This is a genomic window from Pseudomonas sp. GM24 (assembly GCF_000282235.1).
Classification (GTDB): domain Bacteria; phylum Pseudomonadota; class Gammaproteobacteria; order Pseudomonadales; family Pseudomonadaceae; genus Aquipseudomonas.
Genome location: NZ_AKJR01000237.1, coordinates 1 through 11,605, shown reverse-complemented (window position 1 = coordinate 11,605; position 11,605 = coordinate 1). Strand labels below are relative to the sequence as shown.

The following is an 11,605-nucleotide window of genomic DNA, read 5'->3' as shown; positions in this document are numbered from 1 at the left end:
AAAGATCGCAGCCTGCGGCAGCTCCTACAGGGTTTTGCGGTGTATCAGCGGGATTTGACTTTCTTGGTGTCGTGACGACGCAAGTGGCAGGTTACTTCTTCGCGGTCGTGATACAGCTGCTTGCAGCCGATATCGACCTTGATCCCGCGCGCCTTGAAACCATCGGCAATGCGTTCGAGCAAGCGCTTCACTTCGGCGTAACGCTGCTTCATCGGCAACTTCAGATTAACCACCGCCTCGCGGCAATGCCCCTCGCCGATCCACTCTTCAAGCATCGCGGCATTACGCGCCGGTTTCTCGACGATGTCGCAGACCATCCAGTCCACCGGTTGCTTGGGCTTGAAGGTGAAACCGTCGGCCATCAAGTGCTGCACCAGACCGGTATCCATCAGGCTTTCGGCCATCGGGCCATTGTCGATGGCGGTCACCAGCATGCCGCGATTGACCAGTTGCCAGGTCCAGCCACCCGGCGCAGCGCCGAGATCAACACCAGTCATGTCGCTGTGCAGGCGATCTTCCCACTGATCACGCGGGATGAAATGGTGCCACGCCTCTTCCAGCTTCAACGTCGAACGGCTGGGCGCCTCACGCGGGAACTTCAAGCGCGGAATGCCCATCGGCCACATCGCCGAATTACCGGCATCGGCCATGCCGAGAAACACTTCACGACCGCTCTTGAAGGTCAGCAGCAGACGCGGTTTATTCGCGTCTTCCACCAGTTTGCCGGCACCGATCAGAGCCTTGCGCAGCGGACCTTCGAATTTCTTGCAAAAGTTCGACAGCTCTTTGCCGTCATTGGTGTCGACGACCTCCAGCCACAGGCTGCCGCACACCGGAAAATCCGCCATGTGCGCAAGGATCACACTGATGCGATCGTTTTCCGGCAGATCGATGAAGACGCCGCGCGCCCATTGGCGCGGGAAGATCAACTCGGCAAAACGCTGGCCGCGCATCAGGCGCTCGGCGCCGTCTTCTTCGGTGCAGACAAACTCGGCGCACGCGGTGGCCGCTTTGGCCTTGGCGTAGCCGGCCACATTGAGTTGGGCGGCGAGGTCGGAAATCTCCGAACAGACTTCGCCTTCGAAGCCTGGCCGGCAATGCATGAATAGGGTGTTCATTCTTACTCCTGGGCAGAGGGCGGTGATTCGGCCCCTGCGCGATGCTCAGGCCTTGCGCTGAAGCAAAGCCTGTCACGAAAACCGGCGCATGATAGCCGATGTCGGAACCTTGGACTTGCCCATAGAGTCCAGTTATTAGCCAGCTAATGAAAACAGGGCTACGTTGATAGCTCTGCCCGTCCCCTCAATCCGTAGCCGTGCGGATTCAAAGGAGTGATTGTAATGCCGTCCCTCGATAGCCTGAAAACGCTCAAAACCCTGCAAATCGACGACAAGACCTACCACTATTTCAGTTTGCCGGATGCCGCCAAAAGCCTGGGCGACCTCGACAAGCTGCCGATGTCGCTGAAAGTCCTGCTGGAAAACCTGCTGCGCTGGGAAGATGAAAAAACCGTCACCGGTGCCGACCTCAAGGCCATTGCCGCGTGGCTCAAGGAGCGTCGCTCCGACCGGGAGATCCAGTACCGCCCTGCCCGCGTCTTGATGCAAGACTTTACCGGCGTACCCGCCGTGGTCGACCTCGCCGCCATGCGCGCAGCGATGGCCAAGGCCGGCGGCGATCCGCAGCGAATCAATCCGTTGTCGCCAGTGGATCTGGTGATCGACCACTCGGTAATGGTCGACAAGTTCGCCACCGCCAGCGCGTTCGAGCAGAACGTCGACATCGAGATGCAACGTAACGGCGAACGTTATGCCTTCCTGCGTTGGGGCCAAAGCGCCTTCGACAACTTCAGCGTGGTGCCGCCGGGCACCGGCATATGTCACCAGGTCAACCTTGAATACCTCGGCCGCACCGTGTGGACCAAGGATGAGGACGGCCGCACCTACGCCTTCCCCGACACGCTGGTCGGCACCGACTCGCACACCACCATGATCAACGGTCTCGGCGTACTCGGCTGGGGTGTCGGCGGGATCGAAGCCGAAGCGGCGATGCTCGGGCAACCGGTGTCGATGCTGATTCCGGAGGTGATCGGTTTCAAACTGACCGGCAAACTCAAGGAAGGCATCACTGCAACTGACCTGGTGCTGACCGTCACACAGATGCTGCGCAAGAAAGGCGTAGTGGGCAAATTCGTCGAATTCTACGGTGACGGCCTGGCTGATCTGCCCCTGGCCGACCGTGCGACCATCGCCAACATGGCCCCGGAATATGGCGCGACGTGCGGCTTCTTCCCGGTTGATGACGTGACGCTGGAATACTTGCGCCTGTCCGGTCGGCCGCCTGAGGTGGTGAAGCTGGTGGAGGCCTACTCCAAGGCTCAGGGCCTGTGGCGCTTACCCGGTCAGGAACCGGTGTTCACCGACAGTCTGGCGCTGGACATGGGCAGCGTCGAAGCCAGTCTGGCCGGGCCGAAACGACCGCAGGATCGTGTCTCACTGCCGAATGTGCCGCAAGCCTTCAGCGACTTCATCGATCTGCAATTCAAACCCACCAGCAAAGAAGAAGGACGCCTGGAAAGTGAGGGCGGTGGCGGTGTCGCGGTAGGGAATGCCGATCTGGTCGGCGAAACCGAATACGAGTTCGAAGGCCACACCTATCGCCTGAAAAACGGCGCCGTGGTCATTGCCGCGATCACCTCCTGCACCAACACCTCCAACCCGAGCGTGATGATGGCCGCCGGGCTGCTGGCGAAAAAAGCCGTGGAGAAAGGTCTGACCCGCAAACCGTGGGTGAAGAGTTCGCTGGCGCCGGGCTCGAAAGTGGTCACCGACTACTACAAGGCTGCGGGGTTGACGCAATACCTCGATCAGCTCGGGTTTTCCTTGGTCGGCTATGGTTGCACCACCTGCATCGGCAACTCCGGGCCGCTGCCGGAACCGATCGAGAAAGCCATCCAGAAAGCCGACCTGACCGTGGCATCGGTGCTCTCCGGCAACCGCAACTTCGAAGGCCGCGTGCATCCGTTGGTGAAAACCAACTGGCTGGCCTCGCCGCCCTTGGTGGTCGCCTACGCTTTGGCCGGCAGCGTGCGCAGCGACATCAGCAGCGAACCGCTGGGCGAAGATCAGCAAGGCAATCCGGTGTATCTGCGGGATATCTGGCCAAGCAGCAAAGAGATCGCCGATGCGGTGAATCAGGTCAGCACGGCAATGTTCCACAAGGAATACGCCGAGGTGTTCGCCGGTGATGAACAATGGCAGGCCATCGAAGTGCCGCAGGCCGCGACTTACGTGTGGCAGGACGACTCCACCTACATCCAGCATCCGCCGTTCTTCGACGACATTTCCGGTCCGCTGCCGGAAATCAAGGATGTCAAAGGTGCGCGGGTGTTGGCCCTGCTCGGCGATTCGGTAACCACCGACCACATCTCCCCTGCCGGCAACATCAAGGCTGACAGCCCGGCCGGACGTTATCTGCGCGAAAAGGGTGTCGAGCCTCGGGACTTCAACTCTTACGGCTCACGTCGCGGCAATCATGAAGTGATGATGCGCGGTACCTTCGCCAATATCCGTATCCGCAATGAAATGCTCGGTGGTGAAGAAGGTGGCAACACGATCTACATTCCGACCGGCGAGAAACTGGCGATCTACGACGCGGCGATGAAGTATCAGGCTTCGGGCACGCCGCTGGTGGTGATTGCCGGGCAAGAATACGGCACCGGTTCCAGCCGCGACTGGGCGGCCAAGGGCACCAATCTGTTGGGGGTGAAAGCGGTGATCGCCGAAAGCTTCGAGCGGATTCACCGTTCCAATCTGGTGGGCATGGGCGTATTGCCGCTGCAGTTCAAGCTCGATCAGAATCGCAAGAGCCTCAACCTCACCGGCAAGGAAACCTTTGAGATCCAAGGGCTGACCGGCGTCGAGCTGACACCGCGGATGAATTTGCCGCTGGTGATCACCCGTGAGGATGGGCGTCAGGAAAAGATCGAGGTGCTGTGCCGGATCGATACGTTGAATGAGGTGGAGTACTTCAAGTCAGGCGGGATTCTGCATTACGTCCTGCGCCAATTGATCGCATCGTAAGATCTGCGGATGCAGAAACACCGCCATTCGGCGGTGTTTCTGTTAGAGCAATGCACTTTTCTGTGGACGAAAAAAAACCCGCCGAAGCGGGTTTTTCCCAAGACCATTATCGACTCCCTGTCGGCAGCGATCCTTGCAAATGGTCGATCATCCGTGATCCTGAAACACTCCCTGTGTCTCAGTTGATGTGTGTAGATTACCCACTGGATCCAATCGGCAATAGTCGTAAAAGCTACCAGTGCGTGTAAGACATTCGCCATAGCAACCCTTCCGAAAACCCCTAGCCGTGTCAGGCATCGAGCATGGACGCCGCGATCTGCGCGATTTTCAGTTGCCCCGAGGCCTGTTCCAGCGCGTCATCCTCCAAAAACCAGGCTGCAGACAAACCGGAAAACGCCAATACCCATTGCAGCAGCCTGCGTCGATCAAGCCCGGCAGCCTCGACAATCACATCCAGTTGCCGGCGAAAGCGCTGGGGATCGGTGGCTGTCGGCAAGTCCGGGTTGCAAATCAGGTTGGCGTAATCAAAACCGCGCTCGCCACTGACCCGTTTCGGATCGATGGCCAGCCAGCCGCGCGATTGGAAATCCAGCACATTGTCGTGGTGCATATCGCCGTGCAGCACCACCACATCCTGTGGATCGGCGAGCAGGGTTTCGGCGGTTTGCAGGCTCAGGCTGTAGAGACCGTCATGTTGGTCAGCAGCAACGCGCAGCGAAGCAAACCATGGCCGCAACTCCACCAACGGCGGAGGCGGCGTTTCGCGCGGGGCATGCAATCGCGCCAGCGCCGAACAAAGAATCCGGCTCGCCTCGGCGTCTTCGCCGTTCATCGCCATGTGCATCAGCGAGCGGCTGCCCATGGCGCGCTCCATCAGCAAGCCATCTTCGTGATGCGCCAACACTTGCGCAGCACCATCACCGCCCCACCAGGTCATCAACCGATTGCCGTACTTCTCGTCGACATCCAGCGCAATCTTGAGCATCGCCGGCGTGTCGTTCAGGCGTACCGGCAACAAACGGCTGCCGGGTGTGATGATCGGCGCACCGTCCGGCACCAGTGCCCAGCGCTCGAGCCAAGGTTCGAAAATATCAGCCACCGTCACGCTCGCGGGCCTTGGCGCTCTCGACAAGAAACTGTTCGAGTCGGCTCAACTGTTCTTCCCAGCCACGGCTGTCCATGTAATACGCCTCTTTCTGGCGAATGTCGGGAATGTGCGCGAAGCCCGATTCAGAGACCTTCAGCAGCGTTCCGCCCTCGAAGTCTGCCAGCTCGAACCTGACCAGCGTGGTCGGCTCCTGGGAATAGTCGATTTTCGGATTGACTGCATACGGATGCCAGCGAAACGAAAACAACTGCTGCGGCTCGACCCGCTCGATCAGTACATTCCACAACACATGTTCATAACCTGGATACGTGACCTGCCCTTGCGTCCATTCACCGGCAATAAACCGTCTGCCCTCAAGCGCCACCCCAAACCACTGGCCAAACGCTTCGGCATCGACCAATGCACGCCAGACATGCGAACGCGGCGCCTTGAGCGTGATTTTGCGTTCGAAACTATTGGGTACTGGTTTCATACGTCACCTCCTGTTCTGAACACTAGGCCTGTATGACCACATGTCCAATGTGAAGTTGTATCAGGGCGGTGCAGTCGTTCACCAGCAAGGACACATCAAGCTGCACTTTTTTACCGGTGCCGTGATGGTTCCAGACACCCTGCGCCCAACGAAACTGTTACCTTTTCCAGCGAATTTGAATCTACAAGGACGAATCATGCCGCCATCCCTCGCGGAACGTTACCGCGGAGCCCTGCTCGGTCTTGCGTGCGGCGACGCTGTCGGTACTACGGTTGAGTTCAAACCACGGGGATCATTCCAACCGTTGACCGATATGATCGGTGGTGGCCCATTCCACCTCAAGCCCGGGCAATGGACCGATGACACCTCGATGGCGCTGTGTCTGGCGGAAAGCCTGTTGAACAAAAATGGATTCAATGCTGCTGATCAAATGGGCCGCTACCTCAACTGGTGGCAATGGGGTTATCTGAGTTCGACCGGTGAGTGTTTCGATATCGGCATGACCGTCAGTCAGGCGCTGGCGCAATATCAACAAACCGCTGATCCCTTCGCCGGATCGACCGACCCGTACAGCGCCGGCAACGGTTCGCTGATGCGCCTGGTACCGGTGGTGCTGTTCTACTTTCCCGACGCCCGGCAAATCCAGAGCTTTGCCGCCGACAGCTCGCGAACCACCCACGCAGCACCTGAAGCCATCGAATGCTGCCAATTGTTGGCCGCGGTGATCGCCAGTGCGCTTGAAGGCGCGAGCAAAGCAGAACTGCGTCAACTGCCACTCGCCAGTTTCTCGCAGCCCAAGGTCGCTTCCATCGCGCGTGGCGATTATCTCAGCCTGTCCGAGACGGACATCAAGGGCAGCGGCTACAGCGTACAGTCGCTGGAAGCGGCGTTGTGGTGCTTTCATCACACGAACAGCTTCGAAGCCGCCATTTTGCAAGCCGCCAACCTGGGCGATGACGCCGACACCACCGCCGCGATTACCGGTCAGTTGGCCGGCGCCTATTACGGCGTGCGGGGGATTCCTGAACACTGGCTGGAAAAGCTGCACGACGGTGAAGAGATTGCGGCGACCGCCGACCGTTTGCTCGCGGCTTCCCGAATGCGCCCGCAAGAATAGACGCGACACAGCCGCTACACTGCTCGGCACTTACCTTCGATACAGCGAGATTTGACCATGTCCCCACGCCTGCTTCTGGCCCTGACACCCTTTCTGTTGACTCCCCTCGCCCACGCCGCCGTCGACTGCGCGAATGCCAGCGATCAGGCGACGATGAATCAATGCGCCGGGGAGGACTTCAAAGCGGCGGACAAGGCGTTGAACGCGGTGTATCAGCAAATCACCGGGCGTTTGAAGGACAACCCGGATGGCAAGAAGCTGTTGGTCAGTGCACAACGGGCGTGGATCGGGTTTCGCGATGCAGAGTGCAAGTTTTCATCGTCCGGAGTTACTGGCGGGAGCGTTTATCCGTTGATCTACAGCAACTGCCTGACGAGCGTGACCAAGGTGCGGGTTGAGGCGCTGAAACAGTATTTGAAGTGTGAAGAAGGTGACATGAGCTGCCCGGTGCCGGGGGCCTGATTTTTGCGGCGGTGTTGAGGGATCTTTCGCGAGCAGGCTCTATCCCACATCGGAATGCATTTCAAATGTGGGTTAACGCCCGTGCAATGCGTTGCGCGTGATCATGTTTTGCTCAGGCCGATACGACTCGGCCCTGTGCACACTCGCGCACACGACAGGTGCACCACTGCGCAAACTTTCCTCAAGCAACTGAGGGGGACTGGTCGGTCAACTTGAAAAAGGTTCGCCGCTCGCGGGAAAACTTCATTACCGAAATCAAGTAAGCCCTATACGAGCGGGCGACTGAAGCATGCCTGTGGCGTGTGTCCCCGCTCTAATCAATCCCTGCCCCGTCATCGATACCAGCGCTCACCGAGTGGATCGCGCCCCTCCTCTGCTCTCGACTTGCTTCGAATTCGACAGCCTATCGACATTGAAATCCCCCAAAGCGAATGCACTGAAGATGCTGCTGTAGCCCCGGCACCTCGACACCAAGAGTGATCTTCACAAAATAGGAACAATTTATTATTGCGATTCGATAATTTAACATCGAGAATTAGTCATTCCCAATGACACCGCAAGGATTTTTCATGAGTACTCGTAACAACGGATTGGCACTGCAACGCATGCATTGGGTCGGACTACTGGCAGCGATTCTTGTCTGGGTTTTGGGGGTGACCGAGGTTGGTGGCAACGCTTCGATCTGGTTCTTCAAAACGGATGAAATGCTCGCGGCTCTGCTCTACGCCTTCGCCGAAAACTCGCCGCAATTGCTTGATCCGTTTGTCGAAGGTGCGCTGCTTGCCCCTGACACATGGCTCTCGCCACTGGTCACTGCGCTGCTCGTCGTTCTGGATTTCCTGCCCGTTCTGCTTTCGACCTACGTACTCTGGCTGACAGGGTTGTTTTTTCTGCGCTTGTCCCGCGGCGAAACCTGGACCGAGCGCAACATCAAGCTGCTGTGGCGAGTAGGGATTCTGTGCATCATTTCTCCGGCCGCGTACCCGCTGGTAGAGACCTTGCAAGGTTTGACACTGTCGATTGATCTGCCACCTGGAGATCGCATTTTTCAGTTCTCGATCGGCCTGTCTTCCACTTCTGCCTACGAGATTGTCAAAGGCGTATTGCTCTGTTTGTTTTCAATTATCATGCGCGATGCAAAAGTACTCAGCGATGAGCAAAGCCAATACATATAGAACAATACAATGACCATTATCGTCCGCCTTGACGTTGTCATGGCCACGCAAAAAATTCGCTCGAAAGAGTTGGCCAGCCTGCTGGGCATCACCGAGGCCAATCTGTCATTACTGAAGAATGGCAAGGTCAAGGGCGTGAAGATGGCCACCCTGGACAAGCTCTGCGCAGCACTCGATTGCCAGCCAGGCGATTTGCTGGAATACCAGAAAGACTGAGCCTTGCGCAGGCGCGCAAGTTAATTGTCGCCAGTCCACACCATTTAACTCTTATTCAATCCTTAGTTTATAAGGCGGCTTTGTCATGACCCGGTTTTTACTCTGCGCGCTGTTTTTACTGACAGCGTTGATCAGCGGCTGCGCCACGCAAATGGACGTAGCGCTAAATGCGACACCCGATCCGGACTATCATTTTGACCGAAAGGCGATTGTGCTGGTGACGTCTGCGAGTGGCAGCGACGAAAACGCTCTTAATGCCCGCTACTATCTTCGCGACATGGTTAACGCGCTGAAAGACAGGGGTTTCCAGGAGGTCTATACCGACGCCAGTCTGCCGAAGAACCATGCGCCGATAAAAATGACCGTCAGCCTCGATGTCGGCAGCCGACAGGTGACCTACCGCTATACCGCCACCGACTATGGGCAAGTGCCGACCAGCACCTCTACCGTGTGCAAGAACAGCAAGAAAAAAAACGATCGACTGACCTGCACGAGTAAACCGAACACGACCTATGGACCGGTAGGGACCTCGGAGCGCACCGGTTACACCACGCTCAGCACCTTCGTTGCCACTGCCCGCGATGAAGTCAGTAAGCGCCCGGTCTACCTGCTCCGCGCTTCGTCCTATAACGAGGACTGCCAATCCTCCAAGGTTGAAGACTTTCTAGTGGAACAAGGCTTGCAGAACCTGAACTTCGAGGACCGTCTGCAGCGCAATTACACCGTCACGATGCCCGAGGGTTACCGCTGCAAATAGGCTTTGCAGGACAGTTCACAGTACCGGCTCAGCTTGCATGAGCCGGTACTGTGAACTGTTGAAGGTTAAACGTGCGGATCACCCGGCGCTTTGGTCGGCGCGGCGTACTGCGGCTTGAGATGGCCGTCCTGATCAAGCAGCCAGGCGTCCATGATCTGCCGCACCACAGGGCCTGCGACACGACCGCCAGCCTCGCCGTTTTCGATCATCACCGAAATCGCGATCTTCGGATGCTCCGCCGGGGCGAAGCCAACGAACAAGGCGTTGTCGCGATGGCGTTCCAGGGTTTTCTCGCGGTTGTATCGCTCGCCCTGCTTGATCGCCACCACTTGCGCGGTACCACTCTTGCCGGCGATGCGATATTGCGCACCGGCGGCGGCCGCACGCGCGATACCCCGGGCATCGTGCATCACCATCTGCATGCCGTGATTGACCTGCTCCCAGTCTCGCGGATCCTTGAGCAGGATGTTCGGCATCGGATGCTCATCGACCGGGGCGACGCCATCGACGGTTTTAGCCAGGTGCGGCCGGTTCCATACACCTTTGTTAGCGATCAATGCCGTGGCTTGAGCCAGTTGCAGCGGCGTGACCTGCATGTAGCCCTGACCGATGCCGAGGATGACCGTTTCACCGGGGAACCAGGCTTGCCGGCGAGTCGCGCGTTTCCACGCTTGCGATGGCATCAGGCCGGGCGACTCTTCAAACATGTCCAGCGAGACCTTCTCGCCGAGGCCGAACATCGCCATGTAATCGTGCAGACGATCGATACCGAGTTTGTGCGCCAGGTCGTAGAAGTAGGTGTCGTTGGAACGCATGATTGCCGCGTCCATGTCTACCCAACCGTCGCCGCTGTGATTCCAGTTGCGATACTTGTGATCGAAGTCCGGGAGCTGGTAATAACCGGGGTCGAAGACGCGGGTTTGCGGCGTCACAACACCGGCATCGAGGCCGGCGATGGCCACTTCTGGCTTGATGGTCGAGCCCGGTGCATAGAGACCGCGCAGTACGCGGTTGAACAAAGGCCGGTCGATCGAATCTCGCAGTGCCGAATATTCCTTGGAGCTGATACCGGTGACGAAGAGATTTGGATCGAAGCTGGGATTGCTGACCATGGCCAACACTTCACCAGTCGACGGATCGAGCGCTACCACTGAACCACGACGATCGCCAAGCGCGGCTTCGGCAGCTTCCTGCAGCTTGATGTCGAGGCTCAGTACGATGTTCTGACCGGGGACCGGGTCGGTGTGTTTGAGCACTCGGAGTACGCGTCCTTGGGCGTTGGTTTCCACCTCTTCGTAACCAACGTGGCCGTGTAGCTGCGCTTCATAGAAACGTTCGATGCCGGTTTTGCCAATGGATTGGGTACCGCGATATTCGACCGAGTCGAGGGTCTTGGATTCTTTTTCGTTGATCCGGCCGACGTAACCGATCGAGTGGGCAAAGTGCGCGCCAAGTGGGTAATGGCGGACGAACTGTGGCTCGACATCCAGACCGGGGAGGCGGAACTCATTGACGGCTAGTACGGCAATTTGCTCTTCCGTCAGCTCATAGAACAGCGTCACCGGCGTAAACGGGTGGCGGGACTGCTTCATGGCTTTATCGAAGACTGTGCGATCTTCTGCAGGCAGGTGCAGGAGATTGATGACCTCATCCAGTTCTTGATTGACGTCGTTAGCGCGTTCGCGGGTGATGGTCAGGTTGAAACTGGGGCGGTTATCGGCGAGCAACACGCCATTGCGGTCGTAGATCAAACCGCGTGTCGGCGGGATCGGCAAGACGTGGACGCGGTTGTTTTCGGAGATGGTCGAGTGATAGTCGAATTCCACCACCTGAAGGATGTACAGGCGCACGACAAGGGCGCAACTGATGGCGAAGACGAACAAGGCGCAGGCGATCAGCCGTTTGTTGACCAGGCGCGTCTCTTTTTCGTGGTCCTTGATCGGGATGGGTTCAGGCATTTCTACAGCAACTCTTTGACATAAATGAGTGCCGATCCGTGGGCATGACATCAGTCCGTTAAAAAACGAGCTGCACCATACCAAAAACTGCCCGGTCATTTCAGAAGGAATTTCCCCAATGGCCGTTTCTTGCGACGGCTGGGACAGCGTTGTCCCGCGAAAACTTTCCTGCGGGCAAAACAAAACCCCAACTGCTTTTGCAATTGGGGTTTCGGAATTTAATCTTGACGATGACCTACTCTCACATGGGGAAACCCC

Annotated in this window: 10 protein-coding genes; 6 read left to right on the top strand and 4 right to left on the bottom strand. The window is 57.8% G+C overall.

What is annotated here, in order from left to right:
- Positions 1-44: 44 nt before the first annotated feature.
- Positions 45-1,118 carry a 23S rRNA (cytidine(2498)-2'-O)-methyltransferase RlmM gene (rlmM, locus tag PMI23_RS24970; RefSeq protein WP_007910422.1) on the bottom strand — a complete coding sequence of 358 codons (1,074 nt, stop codon included), beginning with the start codon at positions 1,116-1,118 and terminating at the stop codon, positions 45-47.
- 222 nt (positions 1,119-1,340) lie between these two features.
- Here rlmM and acnA point away from each other — a divergent pair, with 222 nt between their 5' ends.
- Complete coding sequence (gene acnA, locus PMI23_RS24965; protein ID WP_007910420.1) at positions 1,341-4,082, top strand: aconitate hydratase AcnA; 2,742 nt, start codon at positions 1,341-1,343, stop codon at positions 4,080-4,082.
- A gap of 289 nt (positions 4,083-4,371) precedes the next feature.
- On the opposite strand, the gene PMI23_RS24960 is transcribed toward acnA, so the two are convergent.
- Both PMI23_RS24960 and PMI23_RS24955 read right to left on the bottom strand, forming a co-directional pair.
- Entirely contained in the window at positions 4,372-5,187 is an 816-nt protein-coding gene (locus tag PMI23_RS24960; RefSeq protein WP_007910419.1) for an aminoglycoside phosphotransferase family protein, read from the bottom strand.
- The gene (locus tag PMI23_RS24955; RefSeq protein ID WP_007910417.1) at positions 5,174-5,662 is read right to left on the bottom strand and encodes an SRPBCC family protein; all 489 of its coding nucleotides are present in this window, start codon (positions 5,660-5,662) and stop codon (positions 5,174-5,176) included. Before PMI23_RS24955 ends, PMI23_RS24960 begins: the two co-directional genes overlap by 14 nt.
- Before the next feature lie 196 nt (positions 5,663-5,858).
- Here PMI23_RS24955 and PMI23_RS24950 point away from each other — a divergent pair, with 196 nt between their 5' ends.
- The 5 genes from PMI23_RS24950 to PMI23_RS24930 all read left to right on the top strand — a co-directional run bounded on the left by PMI23_RS24950 (position 5,859) and on the right by PMI23_RS24930 (position 9,389).
- Complete coding sequence (locus tag PMI23_RS24950) at positions 5,859-6,779, top strand: ADP-ribosylglycohydrolase family protein (RefSeq protein WP_007910415.1); 921 nt, start codon at positions 5,859-5,861, stop codon at positions 6,777-6,779.
- A gap of 57 nt (positions 6,780-6,836) precedes the next feature.
- Entirely contained in the window at positions 6,837-7,241 is a 405-nt protein-coding gene (locus PMI23_RS24945) for a lysozyme inhibitor LprI family protein (RefSeq protein ID WP_007910413.1), read from the top strand.
- 569 nt (positions 7,242-7,810) lie between these two features.
- Positions 7,811-8,416, top strand: coding sequence for a hypothetical protein (locus tag PMI23_RS24940; RefSeq protein ID WP_007910411.1), 606 nt, complete (start codon positions 7,811-7,813; stop codon positions 8,414-8,416).
- 9 nt (positions 8,417-8,425) lie between these two features.
- Entirely contained in the window at positions 8,426-8,632 is a 207-nt protein-coding gene (locus PMI23_RS24935) for a helix-turn-helix domain-containing protein (protein ID WP_007910409.1), read from the top strand.
- An 85-nt stretch (positions 8,633-8,717) separates the two neighbouring features.
- Positions 8,718-9,389, top strand: coding sequence for a hypothetical protein (locus PMI23_RS24930; RefSeq protein ID WP_007910408.1), 672 nt, complete (start codon positions 8,718-8,720; stop codon positions 9,387-9,389).
- Between the two features lie 65 nt (positions 9,390-9,454).
- Here the strand turns inward: PMI23_RS24930 and mrdA are convergent, their stop codons facing one another.
- Complete coding sequence (gene mrdA, locus PMI23_RS24925; RefSeq protein ID WP_007910405.1) at positions 9,455-11,347, bottom strand: penicillin-binding protein 2; 1,893 nt, start codon at positions 11,345-11,347, stop codon at positions 9,455-9,457.
- Positions 11,348-11,605 lie beyond the last annotated feature (258 nt).

What these genes read in the sequence shown, in the direction of transcription:
- rlmM (WP_007910422.1), bottom strand. Translation starts at nt 1,118, where the DNA reads ATGAACACCCTATTCATGCATTGCCGGCCAGGCTTCGAAGGCGAAGTC.
- acnA (WP_007910420.1), top strand. Translation starts at nt 1,341, where the DNA reads ATGCCGTCCCTCGATAGCCTGAAAACGCTCAAAACCCTGCAAATCGAC.
- PMI23_RS24955 (WP_007910417.1), bottom strand. Translation starts at nt 5,662, where the DNA reads ATGAAACCAGTACCCAATAGTTTCGAACGCAAAATCACGCTCAAGGCG.
- PMI23_RS24950 (WP_007910415.1), top strand. Translation starts at nt 5,859, where the DNA reads ATGCCGCCATCCCTCGCGGAACGTTACCGCGGAGCCCTGCTCGGTCTT.
- PMI23_RS24945 (WP_007910413.1), top strand. Translation starts at nt 6,837, where the DNA reads ATGTCCCCACGCCTGCTTCTGGCCCTGACACCCTTTCTGTTGACTCCC.
- PMI23_RS24940 (WP_007910411.1), top strand. Translation starts at nt 7,811, where the DNA reads ATGAGTACTCGTAACAACGGATTGGCACTGCAACGCATGCATTGGGTC.
- PMI23_RS24935 (WP_007910409.1), top strand. Translation starts at nt 8,426, where the DNA reads ATGACCATTATCGTCCGCCTTGACGTTGTCATGGCCACGCAAAAAATT.
- PMI23_RS24930 (WP_007910408.1), top strand. Translation starts at nt 8,718, where the DNA reads ATGACCCGGTTTTTACTCTGCGCGCTGTTTTTACTGACAGCGTTGATC.
- mrdA (WP_007910405.1), bottom strand. Translation starts at nt 11,347, where the DNA reads ATGCCTGAACCCATCCCGATCAAGGACCACGAAAAAGAGACGCGCCTG.